General features: G+C 39.9%; 19 protein-coding genes. 7 read left to right on the top strand and 12 right to left on the bottom strand.

Annotation, left to right across the window (positions count from 1 at the left end; all coding sequences use genetic code 11):
• Positions 1-142: 142 nt before the first annotated feature.
• The 3 genes from HMJ38_RS24680 to HMJ38_RS24670 form a co-directional block, all read right to left on the bottom strand.
• Positions 143-769, bottom strand: a complete 627-nt coding sequence (locus tag HMJ38_RS24680; protein WP_194977123.1) for a nucleotidyl transferase AbiEii/AbiGii toxin family protein — start codon at positions 767-769, stop codon at positions 143-145.
• On the bottom strand, positions 724-1,029 hold the full coding sequence (locus HMJ38_RS24675) for a DUF6922 domain-containing protein (RefSeq protein WP_194977122.1): 306 nt from the start codon (positions 1,027-1,029) through the stop codon (positions 724-726). Before HMJ38_RS24675 ends, HMJ38_RS24680 begins: the two co-directional genes overlap by 46 nt.
• 317 nt (positions 1,030-1,346) lie before the next feature.
• Positions 1,347-2,747, bottom strand: a complete 1,401-nt coding sequence (locus tag HMJ38_RS24670; protein ID WP_194977121.1) for a DUF4403 family protein — start codon at positions 2,745-2,747, stop codon at positions 1,347-1,349.
• Between the two features lie 183 nt (positions 2,748-2,930).
• Between HMJ38_RS24670 and ytxJ the strand changes: the two genes are divergently transcribed.
• Positions 2,931-3,272, top strand: a complete 342-nt coding sequence (gene ytxJ / locus HMJ38_RS24665; RefSeq protein WP_194977120.1) for a bacillithiol system redox-active protein YtxJ — start codon at positions 2,931-2,933, stop codon at positions 3,270-3,272.
• A 404-nt stretch (positions 3,273-3,676) separates the two neighbouring features.
• Here the strand turns inward: ytxJ and HMJ38_RS24660 are convergent, their stop codons facing one another.
• A complete protein-coding gene (locus HMJ38_RS24660; RefSeq protein ID WP_194977119.1) occupies positions 3,677-4,366 on the bottom strand; it encodes a lysoplasmalogenase in 690 nt (229 codons plus the stop codon).
• A gap of 358 nt (positions 4,367-4,724) precedes the next feature.
• Between HMJ38_RS24660 and HMJ38_RS24655 the strand changes: the two genes are divergently transcribed.
• The 3 genes from HMJ38_RS24655 (at position 4,725) to HMJ38_RS24645 (ending at position 11,086) form a co-directional block, all read left to right on the top strand.
• Positions 4,725-7,997 carry a TonB-dependent receptor gene (locus HMJ38_RS24655; protein ID WP_194977118.1) on the top strand — a complete coding sequence of 1,091 codons (3,273 nt, stop codon included), beginning with the start codon at positions 4,725-4,727 and terminating at the stop codon, positions 7,995-7,997.
• A 108-nt stretch (positions 7,998-8,105) separates the two neighbouring features.
• Entirely contained in the window at positions 8,106-9,578 is a 1,473-nt protein-coding gene (locus tag HMJ38_RS24650) for a calcineurin-like phosphoesterase C-terminal domain-containing protein (protein WP_194977117.1), read from the top strand.
• Between the two features lie 38 nt (positions 9,579-9,616).
• Positions 9,617-11,086 (top strand): pyruvate kinase, encoded by a 1,470-nt coding sequence (locus tag HMJ38_RS24645; protein ID WP_194977116.1) that lies wholly within the window; start codon positions 9,617-9,619, stop codon positions 11,084-11,086.
• Between the two features lie 446 nt (positions 11,087-11,532).
• Here the strand turns inward: HMJ38_RS24645 and HMJ38_RS24640 are convergent, their stop codons facing one another.
• The 4 genes from HMJ38_RS24640 to HMJ38_RS24625 form a co-directional block, all read right to left on the bottom strand.
• Entirely contained in the window at positions 11,533-12,300 is a 768-nt protein-coding gene (locus tag HMJ38_RS24640) for a polyphosphate kinase 2 family protein (RefSeq protein ID WP_194977115.1), read from the bottom strand.
• Positions 12,301-12,304: 4 nt separating this feature from the next.
• A complete protein-coding gene (gene ppk2 / locus HMJ38_RS24635; RefSeq protein WP_194977114.1) occupies positions 12,305-13,150 on the bottom strand; it encodes a polyphosphate kinase 2 in 846 nt (281 codons plus the stop codon).
• A 102-nt stretch (positions 13,151-13,252) separates the two neighbouring features.
• On the bottom strand, positions 13,253-13,966 hold the full coding sequence (locus HMJ38_RS24630) for a carbonic anhydrase (RefSeq protein WP_194977113.1): 714 nt from the start codon (positions 13,964-13,966) through the stop codon (positions 13,253-13,255).
• 102 nt (positions 13,967-14,068) lie between these two features.
• Positions 14,069-16,243, bottom strand: coding sequence for an alpha-galactosidase (locus HMJ38_RS24625; RefSeq protein ID WP_228780261.1), 2,175 nt, complete (start codon positions 16,241-16,243; stop codon positions 14,069-14,071).
• Positions 16,244-16,477: 234 nt separating this feature from the next.
• Between HMJ38_RS24625 and HMJ38_RS24620 the strand changes: the two genes are divergently transcribed.
• From HMJ38_RS24620 to HMJ38_RS24610, 3 genes are all read left to right on the top strand, one after another.
• Positions 16,478-17,152: a protein-tyrosine-phosphatase gene (locus HMJ38_RS24620; protein ID WP_228780260.1), complete on the top strand. Its 675-nt coding sequence runs from the start codon at positions 16,478-16,480 to the stop codon at positions 17,150-17,152.
• Between the two features lie 19 nt (positions 17,153-17,171).
• A complete protein-coding gene (locus HMJ38_RS24615) occupies positions 17,172-18,449 on the top strand; it encodes a protein-disulfide reductase DsbD family protein (RefSeq protein WP_194977111.1) in 1,278 nt (425 codons plus the stop codon).
• A 118-nt stretch (positions 18,450-18,567) separates the two neighbouring features.
• Positions 18,568-18,798 carry a hypothetical protein gene (locus HMJ38_RS24610; protein ID WP_194977110.1) on the top strand — a complete coding sequence of 77 codons (231 nt, stop codon included), beginning with the start codon at positions 18,568-18,570 and terminating at the stop codon, positions 18,796-18,798.
• A gap of 108 nt (positions 18,799-18,906) precedes the next feature.
• On the opposite strand, the gene HMJ38_RS24605 is transcribed toward HMJ38_RS24610, so the two are convergent.
• From HMJ38_RS24605 to HMJ38_RS24590, 4 genes are all read right to left on the bottom strand, one after another.
• Positions 18,907-19,269 carry a hypothetical protein gene (locus HMJ38_RS24605; RefSeq protein ID WP_194977109.1) on the bottom strand — a complete coding sequence of 121 codons (363 nt, stop codon included), beginning with the start codon at positions 19,267-19,269 and terminating at the stop codon, positions 18,907-18,909.
• A 371-nt stretch (positions 19,270-19,640) separates the two neighbouring features.
• Positions 19,641-20,567, bottom strand: coding sequence for a hypothetical protein (locus tag HMJ38_RS24600; protein ID WP_194977108.1), 927 nt, complete (start codon positions 20,565-20,567; stop codon positions 19,641-19,643).
• A gap of 96 nt (positions 20,568-20,663) precedes the next feature.
• Entirely contained in the window at positions 20,664-22,130 is a 1,467-nt protein-coding gene (locus HMJ38_RS24595) for a multicopper oxidase family protein (RefSeq protein ID WP_194977107.1), read from the bottom strand.
• Positions 22,131-22,258: 128 nt separating this feature from the next.
• On the bottom strand, positions 22,259-22,828 hold the full coding sequence (locus HMJ38_RS24590) for a hypothetical protein (RefSeq protein WP_194977106.1): 570 nt from the start codon (positions 22,826-22,828) through the stop codon (positions 22,259-22,261).
• Positions 22,829-22,986: the final 158 nt, after the last annotated feature.

Raw genomic sequence — 22,986 nt, 5'->3', positions numbered from 1 at the left:
TTGGTTTACAGAATTGAATGTCATTAGGTCACTTACGGATTTTAGGAGCTATCGGGATCCATCTCCCGTCTCCCGTCTTCGGTCTTCTAGTCATTTTCACAGAAAACGTCCCCACTAGCACATAGGCCGATATTCATTTTTTTTATACCAAAAAGTCCCTTACTTTTTTTTCAATGGATTTCTTGACCTTTTTCCAGGTTTGCCCTTTTAGAGAGACAGGATCCTCGCTTTCTTCTGCATCTCCAAAATAAATCAATGCCTGAGGAACAGATATCAGCAAATTTTGTCTTTGATATTTCTCTTTGTGAAACCGGATAAAATCAGCGACTGAATAGTGTTGGAGCAATTCGAAAATATCCCAAAAATCTTTTTTTTTGCCTCTGCCCAAGATGGCCTGAACTTTCATGGCAATGATATCTTCAGTAGAAAAGAATCTGATTCCTTCGATAGTCTGAATTGGTTTGATTAGTGGGAAAGTATGTTTGACTAAGTCTACTTTTATCTCATTGATATAACAAAAAATACCAAATTGTGGAGGTTTCTGTTCCATCTGAAAACTTTCTCCAAAGTATTTTTGCAAGGATTCAGACACTATATCGTTTTGAAAAGGCTGATTCGAGAATAAATCCAAATCTTCAGAAATCCTATGCCCATACATTAATGACAAGGCTGTACCTCCAACCAAGAAAAAATCTTTTAATTCGGGTATAGCTTGGAGTTTCTCTAGTAAGGAAAAAATTCCGGGTTCGACTGTCTCAATTTGTAACATCTGAATGCTGTGATAGGTTTATCAATAACTGCTGCTGCCAAATACATTCTGGTTTCAGGTAAAAATTTAGCATTAAGCAACACTTCCGAAATTTTCTCATCTCCATAATACCTTCTGCAATTCCGTATATCGGGCACATCGCCCCGTTCAAAGACCCGCTCTATCACGAAATTGGCTTTGGCATCATAGTCCAACTTCGCAAAATCCACATCCCAAAAAATCCTCTTTTCAAAAACCGGCTTTTCCTTTTTTTCCATCATCGTTCCAAATTTTATGTTAAAATACAAAAGACATGATCAATTAGCGAATATTTGCTTCGAAACAGATGCCCATGTTGATTTCTTTGGAATTTAAAAGAATCCGCATTTATAAAAGTAATTTTTAAAACCCGAATAGTTTGTTTGTCAAGGTCTAACTTCCAATCTTTCAAATGTCAGGTTTACCAAGGTTTATCCAGCCTTAGTGGATGTGCTGGCACTTCATGGTTTTTTACGCCCCCAACATCGGTCATCGGTCATCGGACAATATAAACTTGATGAAACTCTAGAGCATTCAAACTTGGGTTAGCCAAACCAATTTACTTCAAATCCTTCAATTGCACATCCATTTTCCCCTGGCTTCTGATAAACACCCTGATGTCCGCCTCCGTGCTGTATATTCCTTCCACATCCAAACTGGGGTTCAACACCTTAAAATTCGCAAAATCAGTTTCGAAATATCCCTGATCGGCCATTTCATTTCGGGCATTGTCCAGCAATTCGCCAATTGGTAATACAGCTATTTTATTTATCTGTCTTTGGATCTTACCTTTTCTGAGCCTGATACCCAAATCGGAAAAAAAGTCCCCTGTTTTCACATCAAATTGGGGTTCTTCAAAAATCAGTGATTCAGAACCCTTGTCAAATACCGGCTTTCCGGCAAAATGCATTTTCCCCTCTACATCTTTCTTCCCATCTCTTTCAGCCTTGAAATCCATACTCAAGAGCGTTTTATCTCCATATTTTTGGGTTTTCAGATTGGAAGGTAAAATCAGTGTGGTTTTGTTGGTACGGATTTGTTGACCGGAAAATTTGGCATTAAGGTATTCATCCAGATCCTTGTAAGTAATGATCAGCGGTAAAACCAAGTCTATCTGATTTTCTTTGCTTTCATTGACATTGATATTTGGCAGGTCTTTTTTTACAATATTTGGTTTGGAGCCGAGCTTGGAAAACATTTCTCCTTCTAAGCCCAAATACAGGATGAGTTCTTGGTCAAGGGTAATCTCTTCTTTGACCATTATCTTGTCCGGTACCGAATAAAAATGAGCCGTAATGCCATTCTGATTAACGGTGTAAGGTTCAGAAAAAGCATTCCATGTTTCCTGAGCGATATTTTTGAAATCAAGATTGCTCAAGTCTGCAGCAGAAAGTTGGTTGTCCAGCACCCTTTGCAATTGCCCTTTGACCAAGGGCTCCAAGTCAATTTCGAAACCCAACAGACTGTATTTCATCGATCTGCCCCAGCTGTTGATCTCAAGATTCTTCACATTTAGGTCCCAATTGCTGCCGATCTCCGGTGTAAAGCTGATTTCAGGAGTTAGGTTTTCATTGAAGGGGAAATTTGTTGACAGGTTTTGCCCAAAGACTTTCTTCTCGATTTTTAGATCACCAATAATGTTCATGGGGACCTTGACATTGATGGTATTGTTTGCTGTTCCTCTCAATGAAATCTTACCCGTTCTCGTAACATCCAAGTCCGTAGATAAACCACCTCCAAGAGGCAATCCTTTATCAGCAAATAATTTACTGCTCCAATCCTTGTTCAAATTGTCCTCCAAATAAGACAGGGGAATGACGATTGGAATGTTGACCGTAGAACGGGCGCTGGGCAAGTCCATCGTGGACCCTGTGGGAGGTCTTTCCGGCTTGATACTTTTGCAGGAAGCAGCAAGTAGAATAGTGAATATGAACAGGAGTTTGATACCGTGGGAATTCATAAAATATCGTTGTTTATTTTCATTTGCCATTATGGGCAAATAGACATCATGCTTTTCTTCAATTGCAAGAAGTATACCTTTATTGGCAGAAGGCAGGTTTCCAAAAAGCAAAACTACTGGAAAGGAACTATTTTACGGCTAAAATTATTAATTGACTGATCTGGATTAAGAAAAATTAAGAATATGAATTGGGAAAGAATAGAGAATGTTGGACAACTTGAAGAGCTCAAGAAGCAAAGTCAAGAAAAACCTGTGTTGATTTTCAAACATTCAAGTAGGTGTTCCATTAGCAGTATGGCATTTGATAGACTGAACCGTAATTGGAAGGACGCGGATTTTGATAAGGTTTCGCCCTACTTTTTGGACTTGATCAGCTATCGTGATATTTCCAACAAAATCGTCCAAGATTTTGGAGTCTACCATCAATCCCCACAGGTCATCCTGATCAAAGATGGAAAGGCAGTTTATGATAATAGCCACATGGGCATCAATTATGGGGAGATCATGAGAAAGGTTGAAGGATAGGGGAAAAAATGGGTACCAAGTACTATGAACAAAGTACAAAGATGGGGAAGGGGTTAGAAAAAGGCGTCATTCATAGTGAGGTAATTCCGTTATCCGAAGGTTGTGGCTTTGGATTTTTGAGTTCTGAGCCTCAAATTGTATGGAGCTAAAACTCCGGATTCAGTGGTCCAAAGTTACAACCTTCGGACAACGGGAGGCACAAACTTCGGACAACGCGTCATTCAGAACGTAGCTTCACTGACTTTGATTTTTTGAGAGAGCTTTTTGCGAAGTGATAACCTGCCCCGAAGAATTTCGGGGAATCTCAATAAAAGTTTTAGGTAGATGGAAGGAGTTATGAAGTGAATATCGAATATCGAATATCGAATATCGAACAACGAAGTATAGAACCGGGCAACCTAATTTCACACCTTATACTTATAATGCGCCACAATACCCATGACGATCAATAATTGGGCTAGAACATAGGTTCCCATCACAAGGACGCCTGATTCGGGGAAGGACTTAAAAAACATGTTGATGGCCAAGATGCCGTCAGAAATCAGAAATAACATTGCTCCTATAAATACCTGCCAAAAACTGGCAGGTATTGTTTTTTGGTATCTTTCTCTTGCTGTAGTCGCCATCATCACGATCACAATGAGGTAAATTACCACAGGGACTTTCATGGTACCCAATCCGGGATTGATCAGAAAATAGACAAACGCCGCTAGGATGTAAATAGGGAGATTTACCAAAAAAAGGCGTATAAAATTTACTTGTCCTATGGCAAAGGGATTGATTTGGCTGATTTTGAATCCTATGATATAGGAGATGTGTGCCATCAGAAATGCCCCCAACCCGTATAGAAATAAATTTGGAAATAGTAGAAGTACATCCCCCATCCAGGAAAATATCAATGCAGCACTGATACTTTTTCTTAATAGCGTTCCTTTTATTTCATTGCTGCTCAGATAAAAATAAATCCATAAGGCAATAAGGATAAATGGCTTGCTGTAAATTCTGAGTTCAGTTTCTCCGTTTGCAGTAAAAAAAATATCCAACATACTGACAAACAAAAATAAATAAAGCCAAAGTATATATTTCTTTTTCATTAAGTGACACATTTTTGTTTTTAAATATAAATAGTTTGAAGACTTATTAATTGTTTTTTCCTGAAAAAGGCTCTTAACATTTATTTAAAGATTTCTTAACATATCTGGATTATGGAAAACTTAATTTTATAAATGTGGGAAATAAAGTACATCTACATGGGTTTAAATGCAAAAAACAGGGTAAAAATAAAATTTCCTTCTTATTTCAATGTTAAGAAATTGTTAAGTAAACTTGTGAATAAATGTTAAAATTTAACAATTACAAAAATAAAAACTTGGAATACTCGGCTACATTTGTACCACCAAACAAAATGAATTTCTTAAAGTTAATTTCAATATTCACACTAAAACAAAAATTATGAGGCAATCATTACTAAAGAGTCTTTTTGCAATGTTAATGCTTGTGTTTGTCACAGGCATGGCATATTCGCAAGGGGTAACGACTTCCAGTATGTCTGGTAGGGTAATTGACAGCAACGGGGAAACGCTACCCGGTGCAAATGTAGTGGCTACGCACACTCCTTCCGGAACAAGATATGGTGCAGTAACCAATATTGATGGTAGATTCACTATACCAGGTATGAGGGTAGGTGGACCTTACACAGTTAGGGTGTCATTTATAGGTTATGAATCTCAATCAGTAGAGGGGGTTTCGTTAGGCTTAGGTGTTACAGCCAATGTTAATGTCACTATGAGAGAAGATGGAGAGGAATTGACAGAAGTAATTGTGACAGGCGATAGGAGTTCAGTGTTCAGTTCAGAAAGGACTGGTGCTGCAACGGCAATCAGCAATGAAACTATCAATAGGCTACCAACTGTCAACCGATCTATCAATGATTTTACAAGGCTTACTCCTCAATCAAGCGGTGGCTCTTTTGCCGGTCAGGACAGCAGGTTGAACAACATCACAGTAGATGGATCCATGTTTAACAACTCTTTTGGTTTGGGTAATAGTAACTTGCCAGGAGGTAGAACGGGCGTTGCACCTATTTCATTGGACGCAGTTGATCAGGTTTCAGTTAACGTGGCGCCGTATGACGTTCGTCAGGCCAACTTCACGGGTGCTGGAATTAATGCGGTTACCAGAAGCGGAACCAATGAGTTTACAGGTTCTGCCTACTACTTTTGGAGAGGTTCGGACAACGTTGGTACCAGAGCAAAAGACAATTCTTTTGATCCCGGAGACTTTACCTACAGACAACTTGGTTTTAGGGTAGGTGGTCCCATCATCAAGGATAAGCTCTTCTTTTTTGCTTCCTTTGAAGATGAGAAAGAAACTACTCCTGGTACAACATTCCGAGCAAATTCGGGAAATGATCCTGTAGCAGGTAATACTACAAGGGTTTTGAGATCAGATTTAAATCAACTGAGCGGATTCTTAAGAAATAATTTCGGTTATGAGACCGGGCCTTTTGAAGGTTACGACCACAATACAGTTGGTACTAGATTTTTGGCGAAAGTGGATTACAATATCAATGACAAAAATAAGTTGAGTGTCAGGTATACCCATTTGGATTCCGAAACTGATGTTCTTGCCTCCAACTCCTCCTCTCTAGGGTTTGGCTCAAGAAGAACTAATCTAAACGCCATCAATTTCCAAAACACTAACTATCTTGTCTTTGAAAACATCCGGTCTATTATCGGTGAATTGAATACGAGAATCAATCAGAATATGACCAACAATTTGATAGTAGGTTATACCTTCCAGGATGAAAGCCGTGGTTCAAGGGGGGATTTCTTCCCACTGGTAGATATTTTGAAAGATGGGGCTACCTATACTTCTTTTGGATTTGAGCCTTTCACACCAAATAACGAGTTGCGGTACGGTACTTTCCAGTTCCAAAACAACTTACAAATTTTCAAAGGAAAGCACACTATTACAGCTGGCTTTAACTTTGAGAGATATTCATATGAAAACGTCTTCTTCCCAGGTTCACAATCAGCATATGTTTACAATTCATTGGAAGATTTTTATGCTGATGCGCAAGGATATTTGGACAATCCCAATAGAACCACTTCTGATGTGGATTTGAGGAGATTCCAAGTTAGGTGGTCAAATATTCCAGGTCAGGAAAAACCAATTCAGCCGACTAGAGTTACTTATATGGGTCTTTATGGACAGGATGAGATTGCTGTAAACAGTAATTTCAACCTTACAATTGGATTGAGGGTTGATTTGCCAGTCTTTGATAATACAGGTTTCAGAAATCAGGAAGTGGAGGGACTTAATTTTGTCGATCCTTCAGGCAATACCAGAAGATTTAGAACAGACGAATTACCTGGATCTAATTTACTTTGGTCACCAAGGGTAGGATTTAACTATGACATAAGCCAAGGCGCTAAAACAACACAACTAAGGGGTGGTACAGGTATCTTTACAGGAAGGCCAATATTTGTTTGGATTTCCAACCAAATCGGTAATAACGGGGTACTTACAGGTTTTGAACGACTTGACTCAAGGCAAGGCGCTCCCCTTCAAAATAGGCCTTTTAACCCTGATCCCAATCAATACAAGCCAGATAATGTTACCGGTGCCCCGGCATCAAGTTATGAATTGGCATTGACGGAACCTGATTTCAAGTTTCCTCAAGTGTGGAGAAGCAATATTGCACTTGACCAAAGATTACCAGGTGGAATCATTGGTACAGCGGAATTTATTTACAATTCAGATGTGAATGGAATTGCTTACTACAATGCCAACCTCTCCGAGCCAAATACCGCTTTCTCAGGTGTGGATGGTAGACCAAGATGGACAGCAGGTAATCGTATCAATGGGAACATAGACAACGCTGTTGTTTTAGCGAATCAAAATGTAGGAAATTCTTGGGTGGCTTCTTTTTCCTTGGAAAAACCATTTAACAATGGATTATATGCAAAAGCAGCATATAGTTATGGTGAATCCAGAAACTTAGTCGATCCGGGATCCATCGCTTTTGGTTCTTGGAACAACAACCAGCACCAAGGAAATCCAAATAATCCAAATTTAGCACTTTCAGGTGCTTATATGGGCCACAATGCTTTTGCTACAGTAAGTTATACCAAGGATATCTTTGAATTTGGAGAAACTTCTTTCTCCTTATTTTGGAGTGCATTTACTCAGGGAAATACAAGTTATGTACATAATGGAGACCTGAATGGTGACGGTGGATTCTCCAATGACTTGATCTATATCCCTGCCAATACCGGTGAAATGAATTTCGAAACCTTTACTTCTGGTGGAAGAACGTTTACGGCAGCAGATCAGGCAGCAGCTTGGGAAGCTTACATACAGCAGGACAAGTATTTGAGTGCCAATAGAGGTAAAATTTCAGAAAGAGGAGCAGTGATTTTCCCTGTCATATACAGAGCTGATTTCAGTGCTTCCCAGACCTTAAGGACTACTGGAAAAGGAAAGTTGGAATTTAGAGTGGATATACTGAACGTAGGTAACCTTCTTAATAATAACTGGGGAGTAAGTAACCAAATCGTTCAAAATAGGCCGTTGATCTCAAGAGGTGCCGATGGAGAAGGAAGGGCACTTCACAGATTGGCAGTTGTAGGCGGAGAATTGCTTCCTGCTCAAACATTTGTTCCAAGTGCTGGTTTTGGCGATGTTTGGAGATTACAGTGGGGTCTTAGATTCACATTTTAACAAATCTCAATAAACTAATCTATAAAAAAAGAGCCTCCAAGAAATTGGGGGCTTTTTTTATGGTAATCCGGAAGCTGCCGACTATCTTTAGTTCAAACAATATAAGCAATGTTAGAATTTTCAAGACGGGATTTTATTAAGACTTCGTCTTTGTTAGTCACCGGAGTTGGTATCTATCCCCTTACCTCTGTTGCAGAGTTATCAAGGGAAGACAATCCTACTTTTGTGGAAGTAAAAGGTCAGGTTAAATCCGCTGGAAAGGGTATTCCGGGTGTGACTATATCTGATGGGAAATATGTGTACCGCACAGACAATAAGGGAAGATTTGAGTTTTTGACCGATAGACCCTTTGTTTTCATTTCTTATCCTTCAGGATATCAGTTTGACCTGTTGGAAAACGGCTCGGTGAATTTTTTCAGAAAACTTGATTTTGCCCAAAAGACCAATCAATTGCTTTTTGATCTGCAACCTGCCAATAACTCAGATATAAACCATCACTTTCTAATCATTGCCGATCCTCAGGTTCAGACAGGAGAGGAAGCAGATATGTTTATCAATGAATCATGTAGAGACGTTAAGCAGACGAGTATGGGGCTAGAAGACCCCAATTTGTTCGGTATTGGTTGTGGTGACCTAGTCTTTGATAATTTCGATCTTTTTGAAAAATACAATGAAGGGATCAAGTCCACAGGTATCCCCTTTTTTCAGGTTTTGGGAAACCATGACATTGACTTGACGGCAAGATCAAATGAAGTCAGTCAAAAGCCTTTTTTAGATCAGTTTGGTCCTCCTTACTATTCCTTTAATAGAGGAGAAACCCATTACGTGGTTTTGTCTGATGTGTTTTTCTTAGGCAACAAGCAATATTATGGTTATTTGGATGAGGTTCAGCTTTCTTGGTTGAAAGAGGACTTGGCACAAATTCCAAAAGATAAAGCTTTGGTTATTTTCCTTCATATCCCATCTTTTTCTCATGTGGTTGAATACAATCCTGGGAGAGATATCAATAAAGAGTCAGTGATCAACCGTGCTGCTTTAAAACAAATCCTTGAAGGGTATGAGGTCCATTTGATCTCCGGACATGTGCATTGGAATGAAAATACGGTAAATGAAAATGTCTTTGAGCACAATACCGGAGCAATCAGCGGAGCTTGGTGGTCAGGGGAGATTTGTTACGATGGTACACCTAAAGGATATGGTGTATATCAGTCAAATGGTGGGGATATTTCCTGGAAATATAAAAGTATCGGCAAAGGTCTGGAATTTCAAGTAAGAACTTATCCAAAGGGTGCACACCCTGATTTCCCCAATTCCTACTGCATCAATATTTGGAATTGGGATCCTAGGTGGGAAGTATTTTGGTATGAAAATGAAACAAAAATTGGTCAGCCAAGAAGAGAGATTGCAGAAGACCCAATGGCAATGGAAATTTATGCACCAGATAAACCCAAGAAACAACCTTGGGTCAGTCCACAAAAAAATGCACATATGTTTTTCTTTGAACCCACTGACGCCTCAGCAATTATAAAAATTGAAGTGATTGACCGTTTCGGAAATAAATACTCCGATACAATTGATTAAATTATGGCTTGAAATCGGTTTTTTGAATCAATCTCCTTATGGAAACCAAATCTTCAATTGAAAGCATCAGAGAACAACTTCTTGCCCTAGAAATTAAAATGGCAACAGAAGTAGGACTAAGACTCAATATGTTACAAGGACTACATCCTGCCCAATTCGAATCCGGTAAAAATCTGATTGAGTACCTTACCCTTCGTAAGGAAGATTACCGAAATCTGCAAGATGAACTTCATATCCACGGACTTTCCTCATTGGCAAGCTCTGAAAGTCATATCCACCGACAGGCTCAGGCGATTTTGGAAAGACTTGGAAAAATTTATACTGAAGAGGAATTGGATACCTGCACTTATGCCTTCAGCAAAAAAAAGATCAGGGATAAAAGTCAGCAACTTTTTGGAAAACAGCTTTTAGAAGACATCCCCTCGCTGATGGTCACCTTTGATTCAGGGTTTGCGGACAATTATGCATTGATAAAGTCCCTTTTGTTGAGCGGGATGAATGTAGCCAGGATCAATTGTGCCCATGATGATGAAGCTACTTGGTCTAAAATGATCCAGAAGATTAAAAAAGCAAGGAAACAAACAGGTCTGGATTGCAAGATTTATATGGATCTGGCTGGCCCAAAGATCAGGACCAAAATCCTTGGCAAGGGCAAGGAGGAGGGTGAAATTAAAATCAAGGATAAATCATTGATTTGGTTAGCAGAGGACCTCATAGGATTTGAAGGTGAGGAAGTGGTCATTAGTCCAAATGAATCTGGTATCATATCCATGCTTAAAAAAGGAGACAGGGTATATATTGATGATGGAAAATTCGGAGGTATTGTAGAAAAAGTTAAAAAAGGTAAAGTAGGCGTACGTATCAACAGGGTTTCCTCGAAAAAAGGACTTATCAAGAACGAAAAAGGCATCAACTTTCCTGATACTATACTGAAAATCCCCTCTCTGACAACATATGATAAAAGTTGTTTGCCCTTTATCTGTGAACATGCAGACCTCTTGGGTTATTCTTTTGTCAAAACGACAGAGGACATCCGTATGTTGAGGGAGGCGATAAAAGAGTTAGGAGGTAAAAACCCTTCGCTGATTATCAAGATAGAAACACATGAGGCGGTGGACAATCTCCCTTACTTATTGCTGGAAGGGATGAAACACCGTGGATTTGGGGTAATGATTGCAAGGGGAGACCTGGCAGTAGAGATAGGATTTGAAAGGACTGGTGAAATACAGGAGGAGATCTTATGGATTTGTGAAGCCGCCCATGTGCCCGTGGTATGGGCAACACAGGTTTTGGAAAGTCTCAATAAATCAGGTATGGCAACCCGATCCGAGATTACTGATGCAGGTCAATCTGCCAATGCGGAATGTGTCATGATCAATAAGGGGGAACATACGCTAGAGGTCATTGCAACACTGAAAAACATTTTGAAACGTACGGCTTCACACAGAATCAAAAAAAGGTTTCGGTTTAGATCGTTGAAAATTGCGGAGAAGTTTATGGCCGGTTGATATTTCTGAAAATATCAGGTTGACCATTTGGATCAAACAGGGTTATGCAGGTGATATGTTACTTTTTGAAACCTTGGTAAAATTGAAGTTTTTGTTTGCAATTTTGGGCGTATTGCTATCCCTTGGGATCTTTGGATGGTTGAGGGTAAAGCGGAATAATTAGATTTAATTTTTTTCAGCGTAATGAAAATCGTGTTGTCCATGCCATAGTAAATTTATTGAATTGTTTCCGATTCAAAGTGAAACAAAAGGCTTTTCCTTGTCACCTCGACGTCAGGAGAGGTCTTTTTCCCAAGTAGGCGCAACAGATTTCTCCTGCCCTCGAAATGACAAAGGGGAAGCCATTGACACAATAGAACCATTAATTGTATTCAAGAGTAACAAACAACTTCGCCTTGTCACCTCGATCCAGATGAGAGAGAGTGGTCCTAAGTTCCCACTCCCAATCATTCATACTTAAAACAGGTCAAAATATGCTTAGCTGCCTGAATCATTTCCTCTTCTCTTTTGTCCTCGGTAATCTCAATCCAGGGGGCATAATCCGTACTTGTTTTGGCAAACATATTCTCTTTGTAGGATTTGTATTCATCCCAAAGTTCCTGGGACTGTTCATCAAAAGGAGTCATTTTCCATTTGGTCAAGGGACTTGATTTGACATTTTTGATTCTTTTGGCCTGTTCTTTTTTACTGATGGTAAAATAGAATTTGATCAAATGAACGCCTGATTCTACCAGCATTTTTTCAAACTCATTTACCTGCCCCATAAAAAGCTCATATTCTTCTTGACTGCATAATCCATGCACGGGTTCAATGGTTGCCCTGTTGTACCAGCTTCTGTCCCAAAGCACCATTTCTCCGGGCTGAGGGAGTTTTTCCACGAATTTTTTGAAATACCATTCTCCGGATTCTCCGTCACTTCGGTGGGGGAGATTGACTTCTACCCGATAATGTCTGGGATTGTTATGTGAAAGGATTTTACGGATGACGCCACTTTTCTCGGAAGAATCTCCACCATGAAATAGCACTACCAATTTTTTGTTATTGGCGATCAACCAAAGTTGCATTTTCACCAATTCTACCTGTATTTCCCTGAGTTTCAATTCATACCTGGCCCGGTAAAGTGCGTTTTCCAGATCAATTTTCTTATTTTCCAGCAGGTGTTTGATCCCGATTTTCGAGTTCAATATTTCCAAATCTTCTTTAGTCAGTTCCATGGGTTCAAAGGTCAAAATGTTTTGGTTTACGGAAGTAGGGAAACAGTACATTCGGGTCGGTCAGCAAATTGGCTTTGGTAGTCCCCTTTCCTTTGTAATCAAACTGGGAGAGAACATACCGAAGGCTTTCCAACCTTGCTGTTTCCTTCTCTATGGTATCCACAATGATCCAAGGGCAAAATGCTGTGTGGGTTCTGGTAAACATCCGTTCTTTGTATTTGGTATTTTCATCCCACAGTTCCTGTCCTTTTTTGTCCACAGGACTGAATTTCCATTCCTTGAGCGGATTGGATAACCTGGCGTCAAATCGCTTTTGTTGTTCAGATTTTGAAATATCAAACCAAAACTTGATCACCTTGATGCCATCCTCATGGAGCATATGCTCAAAATTCGGCACCTGGGCCATAAAGGTCTTGTATTGTTCCGGAGTACAAAATCCCATGACAGGTTCCACTACCGCTCTGTTGTACCAACTACGGTCAAAAAACTTGATTTCGCCCCTGTTGGGAAGTTCTTCTATATAACGTTGAAAATACCATTGACCCCGCTCTAGGTCAGTGGGCTTGGTCAAGGCGACCACGCCGGATGTATGTGGATTGAGGTGTTCAACAAAGCGCTTGATAGACCCCCCTTTACCGGCAGCATCTCTTCCTTCGAAAATCACAGCCACCCTCAATTGTTTTTTTTCGATGTACTGTTGAAGCAGTGCCAGTTCTGTCTGTAGAAGTTTTAACTCCTCCTCATAGGCAGCCCTGGCCAATCCTTTTTTGAGTTTGATTTTTTTTGCTTTTGCCAAAGCGACCAGTTCTTTTCTGGTTTTAATGCCAGTTAATTCATCAGCTGTAAACATAAAAATTCTTGGTGTAAATCGTATTACTAAATTTTAACATTTAGTTCGATATAAACAAGAGATTGTCAAGCATTTGTCAATTTGCCTGAAATTAAAAAAGTATCAATCTTCTTTTAGTACCCTTACTTTTCCTGTTTCCATGTCATAGATGGCGCCTACAATTCTCAATTTTTTCTCTATAATCAAAGAATCTACGTGGGGGAGGGAGTTTTTGAGGGCATGGATTCCGTGAAGGACATTGGCTTCAACTGCTTTTTCAAAGAAATTTGGCATATCCCTGGACAAGGACTTTTCCTCTTCTTCTGCATCTATAAAATCAATGATTTTTTGAACATAATCAGCATAAACATGTGAATGGTCATGGTCATGGTCTACAAAAGCACCGATTGCACCACAATTGGTATGGCCTAAGATAATGACGATCGGGACTTCCAAATACTCAATGGCGTATTCCAAGCTTCCTATTTCATAGTCTCCTACTATATTGCCTGCATTTCTGATCACAAACAGGTCTCCAAGTCCTTGGTCGAAAATCAATTCCGGTGGGACTCTGGAATCCGAACAACTGACAATAGCTGCTACAGGATGTTGGCCTCTGTTTAATTCCCTGAGCCTTTCTAATGTTTGGTCAGGATGGATGGGGTGATCATCAGCAAATCGTTCATTGCCTTCCATTAAAAAATCCAATAATTGTTCTTTGGGGACGTCTTCGGCATGTGGGATTTTTTCAACATGGTTACAACCATACAACAGCAAAACTATTCCAATAGGTAAAAGCCAATTTAGCCTCGTATTTCTTTTTTTTATCCCTGTCATTGCTGAATTTTCTGTGATTACTGGAGCAAATCTCGCAGATATAAAAAACTCAGGTTGTGCCAAAGGTCACTTAAGGTATTGGAAGATTTGAATTTTTACAGATTATTCGAGTATCAGCCAAGTGAAGCCATCAGCAGGAATATTGATTTTAATCAATAAATTTTGGTCCTCGTTCAATTGATGATTTTTAGACTTTTTCCCCTCAATCCTGACATTTACCTTATTTTGAAGTCCAGTGTAATAAAGAGGCAATTCAAGTTCTTTTTCCATGTTTTCGCTTGTAGGATTGAAAAGCATGACCAGGGCTTTTTCTTTCCCTTTTGGGTCCACATGCATCCATCCATCCCAATCTCTTCCATCTGCCCGCCTAAGCCGGACGATATCAGCATTCAGGATTTCCCGGTATTTTTTGTACCAATCGATCACTTCGATGACCATTGCTTTTGTTTCTTCGGTGTCGTATAATCTCGGACCCCGATAGCAGGCCTGCACCCCTGCCCCATAATATTGCATCATCAATTGCCTGTAATCGTCCAAATGCTCGCTCAAGGGCTCCAATACCGCCTCTTTTCCTCCCCCCTGATACACCGTCAGCGGAACAAATCCCCAGCCCATGGAGGGTGTTTTTTCCCAGGTGCCATCATGGATGTTTTGTCTGTTGAGGATTTTTTGTTGGGCTCTTGGCAAAGAAAAATTGACCTCTCTGTAGCCTAAGGCTATTTTGTGTGTACCATCCAGAAAATACCAATCAGGCGCATTGATGTAAATGCCACGGGCATTCATCCACTGATAAAGTTCTTTTTGTAATTGGAACTGCACCCATTGGGAATCATGAAGGCCTTCATGCCCGGGATGAATTGTAGAAGCACATACATCTCCCGGATAGGGACCATCATTTTCAAAAATATCAAAGCCTGTTTTCTCAAAGAAATATTTGAGTTTGTCCAGGTAATCCAAACCCCACTGACTCGCCAAGCATGGGGCATTCCCAAAAAATGCCCCACCGGGTTTTCCTGTAATCCTGCTGATAACATCATGTTCGGGACTGATGGTTCTGGAACTGAACAAGGAATATCCTCCGATTTTTATACCTCTTTCATGGGCATAGTCTGCCAATTCCTTCCACCTTTGGATATTGGCATCGGAGTTGTCTTCCATATTGATATGACTTCCGAAACTCAGAATTAGGGCTTCATAACCCGTATCCACGCATTGGTCGATAGCGGTTCTGACTTCCTCATCATTTTTGCTCACCAAATGCATAAAGATCGGGTTCTGCAAAACCCAAGGGGCGATAGCCCGATACATCTTCCTTCTCGCCAGTCCGTTTCTTTCCCTGTCATAACTGTCCAAAACCAATTCATAGGTTCTGATGGATTTGAAATATTCTCCAGAATGCAACATAATGCCAATACCCTCTTCCGGATAGACTTCCACGATGCTCGGAGTAAGCAGGTCGTAATTTACTTGTGAGGTATATTCAGGGTCGGGTTTCCAATGAGTGGCCTGACTGCTGAGTTCTGCATGCATGGCATTGTTGAAGGCAAAATTATTTTCGACGTAAAGCTGATGCTGTTTTTTCATTTTTTCGGTACTGCCCACCACAGCAGATTCCTCTTCTACCAATCCCAAAACCTCATTCACTACCTGATTGATTTCGATCGACTTAATGGAGTTATTCTCCATCGTCAGGTATTTGGAAATCAGCGGTAAGTCATCAAAAATCTCATAATGGATTTTCAACAAAAGACCTGAAAAAGCAGGATGGGAATACTGAAAGGTCACCTTTTTTCCTGTCGCATCATTCTGGTGACTTGTCCAGAAGTTCGTTTTGGTAGCAAAATGAGGCGTAATTTCCGTGACATTCATTGCTTCATATTGGAAATCCTCGTTTGATGCCTCCATTTCATCCAACCATTCTTTTTTGAAATAGGCCCTTTCTTTTTGTCCATATAGCCCTCCGACCCGGTAGGTTTTCCCATCCAAGGTCACTATCGCCTCAGGCATGATGGTCCGAAGCAACTGTGCACCTGTCATCAGGTTGGTAAAATCAAAGCAAGCGACGTTAGGGCCTAAAAAGAATGTACGCTGAACAAGTCCATTGCCGATTGTTATTTCCTTGTCATTTGAAATTTTGACTTCCGCTTTGCGGGTTTTCCCATCAATCAACCAATCCTCAGGATTATTTTTTTGATTTGGAGAAAAACATGACTGAAATATTAATGAAAAGAAAAACAAAGAACTTAGTATATGTTGGGTGGGAATATTCAGCTTCATTGGAATATATATGTTTTGCAAATGGAGACATTAAAATAGAGGAATCATTCTAAAGTTAACCAAATATTAACATTGCTTTATGCCTAAAATAATTTATTATCTCGTAATATTGCGATAAATAGATGAAACAACGCTACACGTTTGCGCATTACCATGAAAAAATCAATACTTTCCCTGCTATTTCTCTCTTTAATTTGGAGCTGTTCTTCTGAGAAAAATTCACAAACCGATGAAATGACATTTTCTAAAGAAACTATCCCTGCGATTTCAACAAACCTTAAAACCTCAGCCATGTATCCTGCACTCAACCAATATATCGAAGGCATTCAGTCAGAAGTGGATAAAATTCCTGCCGACCGAAAAAAAGAACTTCAAAAGCTGGCCTTATATATTCAGACAAAAAAGAAATCGGGTGAAGCAGCCAATTTGGTATTTATCTGTACACACAATAGCAGAAGAAGTCACATGAGTCAATTATGGGCTGCAACTGCGGCGGAATATTATGGTGTGTCTGACAATATCTTTACTTTTTCGGGCGGTACGGAGACCACAGCTTTCAACCCCAGGGCAGTGGCTGCCATGGAGAGGGCAGGATTTACTGTAGAAAATCCGGGAGGGGACAATCCTCATTATCAGGTGAGGTTCGCTGACAATGGACCCAAGATGGAGTGTTTTTCAAAAGTCTATGATAACGGATTTAACCCACAGGAAAATTTTGTGGCCATCATGACCTGCTCGGAAGCAGATAAAAATTGCCCGTTTATCCCAGGTGCTTCACTCAGGTCTCCCATCAAATATGAGGATCCCAAAGACTTTGACGGAACACCTCAGGAACAAGCGGCCTATGACGAGAGATGTCTTCAGATAGCCACTGAGATGTTTTTCCTGATGTCCAAAGTCAATGCTTAATAGCGCTTAAATCAATACCATGTTTGATCAAATCAATGGTTGGGTATCGGACCAATTGGCCGTCAGTTCAGGACCGAGTGCCTACCTTTTTCTCTTCTTGGGAGGGGTATTGGCCAGTCTGTTGCCTTGTGTATATCCGGTATATCCACTTACGGTCAATTTTCTTAGAAACAGAAAAAGCAATTTGGGTAAATTTGCCCATCCTCTGACTTACTATGGGGGTTTGGCAGCCATCTATTTTGGTTTCGGCATCATTGCGGCATTGACAGGGGGAGCATTTAATCAGGTATTGCAGTTGCCTTTGGCAAACCTCACCATTGGTTTGCTGTTGTTTGTTTTGGCCTTGGCCACAGTTGATTTGTTACATCTGCCATTTTTTGGGGGACAGGTGGAAAGTGAAAAAAGTGGTCTTGGGGGTACTTTCATCATGGGTGCAGGGGCAGGGCTATTGTCTTCTGCTTGTGTGGGTCCTATAGTGGTAAGTATTTTGATTGCCATTGCATCTGGTGCAACAGAAATTACTGCAGGATTGACCTTAGGAGCTGCTTTTAAGATGATGTTATTTGGAATGGGGGTTGGGTTGCCGGTTCTGCTGTTGGGCGTTTTTGGATTGGCTTTGCTCAAAAGCGGTAAATGGATGCTTGTTGTTCAATGGGTTTTTGCAATATTGATTGGATATTTTGCCATTGGATATTTGGTAAAAGGACTTAATGGATTAGGCTTTAATGATCAGGTGGCAAGCTATATCACCTTTGGTGCCGTTCTTTTTGTGTTGGCAATCTATCAGATTCAAGCCATTCAGAAAACGAAACAGGAAAGGACCAGGACGGCACTGTATTCATTGTTGGGAGTGGTTGGCTTTTTGACCATGGCTTCCAATGTTTTGCCTAGTCAAACTGTCATAGGAGGTAATTTGGCAGTTTCCAATTCAGTTTCTGAAAACATCGAGCAAAAAGGAGATTTGGCTTGGTACCTTAACAAAGAAGCTGCTTATGCCAAAGCTGGAGAAACAGGGAAATTGGTGTTTGTAGATTTCCATGCAGATTGGTGCACCAATTGCAAAGCTTTTCAGGAAAAGACCCAAAAAGATTTGGAATTGAATTCGGCTTTACAGAATGCAGTGCTGTACAAGGTGTACGATACCTCACCGGAATTTGATAAGTATAGGAATGACTCAAGATTTCCCGAACTCAAAATCGGTATTCCTTTCTTTTTGATCACAGACGCCTTAGGGAATGTATTGTACAAAACCAATGATTTCACCAGAACGGATGAGATGATATTGTTTTTAGAGTAGGGTACAAATCACTTATAAAAAAGTCTTTCAATATTTCTTTGAAAGCCATATTAGTCATTCTAACCCAATTCAAATCGTCTTTTTTTGTTTATATTTCGTTATTGATTTATATTGATAAATGATGTATACCAAGACTATTATACCGACCAAAGAAAATCATACAGTTGAGGTTCCTGAAGAATTCTTTGGAAAAAAAATACTTGTAACTGTTGAACCTATTGAAAAGGAGGTTGATCTGTCATATCTTGAAAAAGTGGAATTGGTTGAAAAAACATTTGCGTCATATAAGAAAGTTGATTTAACAAATTTTATTTTTGATAGAGAAGAAGCTAATAATTTTGATGAGTAATTGTTTTGTTGATTCAAATGTAATCCTTTACGTTTTGGATTTAAAATGGCCAATTGATTGAAAATCAGTTGGCCATTTTAAATCCATTTATTGAATAACTGAAATCCACTACTTCATCCTTTCCCCCTTCACCGGAAACTGATCTATCAAATAGCCAGATAGTTTGTCATTTTCTGCGGCTTTTAGATTCAAATAAAGGTCATATCCTTCAGCAACGAAGTAGAGGGTAATACCATTTTCCTGTTCGCTGATATTGGAGATGGTTGTTCCTTCTTCGGATCCGACGGGTGAGAATTTACCTATTAATTTTCCTTCTACACGTTCAAGCTTAAGCGTGACATTGACATTGCCCTGTGGGGTATCTGAAATAAGCACATCCCAAGTACCTATAAAGTAATCCGGATTATGAGCAAAAGTGGCGGTAGATGCCCAAAGCATTAATCCAAATAATAAGAAAACTGATTTTTTCATGCTGTTAATTTTTGAGTTTATTGATTTTGAAATATGAGGAAAAAAATTCTATTGAAGATCGATTTTGAGTAAAAAATTATTTACTAGCACTTATGCGGCTCAATGTCTCTGATTTGATCCCAAGATAAGAGGCAATCATGGATTGATGTATTTCTTGAAGAAGCTTAGAATTTCGGTTTAAAAATTCATAATAGCGCTCTTCAGGACCAGATGAATGGAAGGCATCTTGGCGCTTGGCCATCATTAGATAAATGTTTTCCGCGATTAATCTACCTAGCCGGTCAATAGATTTGTGTTAATCATAAAGATCATGAAGGTCTTTTTTCTTGATTTTGAAAATAGTGGAACTTGATTGAATGATCTGATCCATTTCATCGCTTATCCACTCGGAAAGCACTAACAGCAAACCGCTTATATATACCTGTTTTACCGGGTACAAAAACAATCCATGCATATTCTCCAGGCTCTTTGATTTCTAAGGTAAAATACCCCTTTGTTGACTGACTATAAACATCCAACCCTCCAAGAAATTCTACGGCTGTTTGAGCACGCAGCCCACCTACTTGATACCAATCCATCCAACTGTTTATTTCATCTAAATCTTGGCCTTTTTCAATTTTGATGAGATGAATATTGGAATGTATAAGCTTGCCATCCTCTCCCTTGGAAAGGTTGAGTCTGAATTCATGGCTTCCCAAGGATGGCTGCCAATCCGTTTCGATTTCATTTTCTTTCAGGGTTATCTCCCAGTCAGGTTGAGGCTCCTCCCGATTAACTTTTTCCGAACCAGCCTTCAAGGCCCTACTCATCCCTTTCATAATATGGATTTGCCCATCCTCCGTTTTCATCCAGCATACCATGGAATAATTGCCCGGTGCCAACTCCATAGTTCTAGCAGCTGATCTCCCGGGAGAAACTAAACCACGGGCGCTTACATATTCCAGTTCGTCTGACCACTCTGGCAGCATTTGATTAACTCTCTCATTTATTCCACTTCTTTCAACCTTTCCCTCCTGATATTCCTGTAAAAGAATATCCCAAGCTTTCATATAAGGTCCCAGGTAATCCTCATGGCTAATCCCTTCCAGCAAGCGTACCAAACTAATTTCATGCACTTCCTCCGAAAGTCTGTTGTTTAGAACAAATGTAATCCAACCAGAAGGTATCACATTGGAACCTTCTAGGTCATAGGAATGATCCAAGGCCTCCACCTCCACTACATACTCCTGGGCTTGGCTCACCTCCATAGTACCTAATAAGATAATCATTATTGCAAAAACTCTTTTATATGCTTTCATAATATGAATATTTAGTTTTCTAATCTGAATTAAACCTCAATTCAAATTTTTTCTACAGGAATTGGGAAGAAGATTGTCCCAAGATTCTTCTGTCAACTACCTCACTTCCAGTATACCCATCATTCCTAAGTCCTCATGATCAAGTATATGACAATGGTACATCCATTTTCCCTTATATCTTTCATATCGCACGATTAAACGTGCCTTTTCAAAAGGAGGAACGTTGACAACATCTTCCCATTTCCGTTGCGTCACAGCTTCTCCATTTCGGTCTATGACCTGAAACTGAAAGCCGTGTAGGTGAAAAGGATGGTCCATGCCGACTGTATTTCTAATTTCCCAAATCTCTGTAGCACCTAACACGGCACTTTCATCCATCCGCTTCATATCCATGACCTTACTGTTGATCTTACCGTTACTCATGCGCATGATCCTGGTTTCTGTAGCATCCTCCTCTTTTAAAACCGGGACTTTTCTTAGTTTTTCCGGCACTTGGTATGTCTGTATCATAGCTGGTTCATCCGTGTACCGAAGGGTCAAAAGGTCTAATGGTTCATCCCAGTTGTCAGGCTTCATCATAGGCATATACCTATCATAGGGAAGGGACTGCAGGGTTACTTCTGTACCGGGGGCACAGGTGGCATGCACTAAAAACTCCGCACGTTCACCATTTGTAAGCATAATTTCCTCTACCCTTTCCGGATGCTCAAAAAGCCCCCCATCACTGCCAATGTGTGTAAAGGTGTGGCCTTTCATGGCAAGTCTGTAAATCCTTGCACCAGAAGCGTTGACCACCCTCCATCTCTGCACTTCCCCGCTTCGAATACTCCAAGTAGGATTTATTTCCTCATTTACAAACAGAATATCTCCCTCCCTCCCATTCATCTCATCTATTTGCTGCTGCTTTGAACCAGGAACAGCAAAATCAATCTGCCCATCTTCTTTAAACCTGTTGTCGGAAAGTACCAGCAGACGTTCGGGGAGTGTATCACATAAAGGATTGTTGGGGTCACGGACTATAATTCCTCCAAAAAGTCCTTTCCCCACCTGCCAGGCTGTTCTGCCATGTGGGTGGGGATGGTACCAATAGGTGCCCGCGGTGCCTTTCTGTATCCTGAAGCTATAAGTAAAGGATTCTCCAGCCTCAACCAGGTGAAAAGGGCTGCCGTCCATTTCAAAAGGCAGGTGCAACCCGTGCCAGTGGACGGTGGTATTTTCAGGAAGATCGTTTTGGAAATGTATGATGACGCTATCCCCTTCTGAAACCTCCAACACCGGACCTGGAATACGGCCATTATAAGCATATACATCGGTGACTTTACCTTGAACAATGCTTAGCTTTTCCGGTCCAGCCCTTAGATCCACCTCCACTATCCCAGGTTCCGAAGATTGGTTTTCCAGCACAAGATGTCCCGCCACCTTCCTTTCTTTGGATTTTGTAGACGAAACCTCCTCAAGATAAGAAACTACATTTGTCTCTTCATCTAAGATCATTAATGATGGGAGCAGAAAGATTAAAGCCGCCCCTGAGGTTATTAAAAAACAATGAAATAACATTTTCATGGATTTTTTTTTTAACCAAACACAAAAAAAAAATGAGTTTGAGGTGAATTTTAAAAAAATCAAGGTATAATTTTCAATTTAAAAATCAAAATAAGGGGCCCTCGAATACCCTTTTCATACCTAAATATTTAAAAATTTATTCCGAATCTTAAGCTACCAAGTAGAAAAGGAGTTTCTCCTACCTCATTGGTCAATGTTTCATCTTCATAAATCGGCCATGGATTTGATTTATAAACCACACCTACAATACCAAATTGGGGTATGATATAGAATTTTTTAGCGAAATCAAATTTATAACCAATATAGCCACTCATCAACCAATCAAAACCGCGGTAAGTCTCACCTGTACTAACATGTTTTTCCAAAACGCCTAAACCAGTTGTTTGATTGAATTCAACATGAAATCCCTTCCAAAAATATTGACGATAGCCACTTACAATACTATAATCAGCAAATCTACCCTCAGTATCTCTATTTACAGGAAAATCAATGTTTACCCCCAAAAGTAAATCTCCTTTTAAATCTCCTTTTCGCCAAAGTGTCCTTGTATAATGTGCTCTAAATACACCGGGAAAAAATGGCCATAAAGCATCAATTTCAACAGCCGATGCTTTTAATTCAGTAGCTCTTTCTTTGTCTTGGGCTATGGCTGTATTCATAAAAAGAACAGCAAGTAATAGTATTATTGATTTTTTCATTTTATGATAATTTTAATTGATTATTTCGACAAACATGTCTGAACACCAAGGTTAAAAACCTTGATTTTGATCGATAAATAATTGATGTTAAAATTGTATTCCTGTACTGAGGTTCAATGATCCAAATCGCCATTGATCGTCCCCTATTCCACTTACTT

The organism is Aquiflexum lacus (assembly GCF_015476655.1).
GTDB classification, from domain to species: domain Bacteria; phylum Bacteroidota; class Bacteroidia; order Cytophagales; family Cyclobacteriaceae; genus Aquiflexum; species Aquiflexum lacus.
This window is presented reverse-complemented; position numbering and strand designations above follow the sequence as displayed.

Bases quoted from the DNA above. Each gene is read 5' to 3' on its own strand.
- HMJ38_RS24680 (WP_194977123.1), bottom strand. From the start codon at position 769: ATGTTACAAATTGAGACAGTCGAACCCGGAATTTTTTCCTTACTAGAG.
- HMJ38_RS24675 (WP_194977122.1), bottom strand. From the start codon at position 1,029: ATGATGGAAAAAAAGGAAAAGCCGGTTTTTGAAAAGAGGATTTTTTGG.
- HMJ38_RS24670 (WP_194977121.1), bottom strand. From the start codon at position 2,747: ATGAATTCCCACGGTATCAAACTCCTGTTCATATTCACTATTCTACTT.
- ytxJ (WP_194977120.1), top strand. From the start codon at position 2,931: ATGAATTGGGAAAGAATAGAGAATGTTGGACAACTTGAAGAGCTCAAG.
- HMJ38_RS24660 (WP_194977119.1), bottom strand. From the start codon at position 4,366: ATGAAAAAGAAATATATACTTTGGCTTTATTTATTTTTGTTTGTCAGT.
- HMJ38_RS24655 (WP_194977118.1), top strand. From the start codon at position 4,725: ATGAGGCAATCATTACTAAAGAGTCTTTTTGCAATGTTAATGCTTGTG.
- HMJ38_RS24650 (WP_194977117.1), top strand. From the start codon at position 8,106: ATGTTAGAATTTTCAAGACGGGATTTTATTAAGACTTCGTCTTTGTTA.
- HMJ38_RS24645 (WP_194977116.1), top strand. From the start codon at position 9,617: ATGGAAACCAAATCTTCAATTGAAAGCATCAGAGAACAACTTCTTGCC.
- HMJ38_RS24640 (WP_194977115.1), bottom strand. From the start codon at position 12,300: ATGGAACTGACTAAAGAAGATTTGGAAATATTGAACTCGAAAATCGGG.
- ppk2 (WP_194977114.1), bottom strand. From the start codon at position 13,150: ATGTTTACAGCTGATGAATTAACTGGCATTAAAACCAGAAAAGAACTG.
- HMJ38_RS24630 (WP_194977113.1), bottom strand. From the start codon at position 13,966: ATGACAGGGATAAAAAAAAGAAATACGAGGCTAAATTGGCTTTTACCT.
- HMJ38_RS24625 (WP_228780261.1), bottom strand. From the start codon at position 16,243: ATGAAGCTGAATATTCCCACCCAACATATACTAAGTTCTTTGTTTTTC.
- HMJ38_RS24620 (WP_228780260.1), top strand. From the start codon at position 16,478: ATGACATTTTCTAAAGAAACTATCCCTGCGATTTCAACAAACCTTAAA.
- HMJ38_RS24615 (WP_194977111.1), top strand. From the start codon at position 17,172: ATGTTTGATCAAATCAATGGTTGGGTATCGGACCAATTGGCCGTCAGT.
- HMJ38_RS24610 (WP_194977110.1), top strand. From the start codon at position 18,568: ATGATGTATACCAAGACTATTATACCGACCAAAGAAAATCATACAGTT.
- HMJ38_RS24605 (WP_194977109.1), bottom strand. From the start codon at position 19,269: ATGAAAAAATCAGTTTTCTTATTATTTGGATTAATGCTTTGGGCATCT.
- HMJ38_RS24600 (WP_194977108.1), bottom strand. From the start codon at position 20,567: ATGAAAGCATATAAAAGAGTTTTTGCAATAATGATTATCTTATTAGGT.
- HMJ38_RS24595 (WP_194977107.1), bottom strand. From the start codon at position 22,130: ATGAAAATGTTATTTCATTGTTTTTTAATAACCTCAGGGGCGGCTTTA.
- HMJ38_RS24590 (WP_194977106.1), bottom strand. From the start codon at position 22,828: ATGAAAAAATCAATAATACTATTACTTGCTGTTCTTTTTATGAATACA.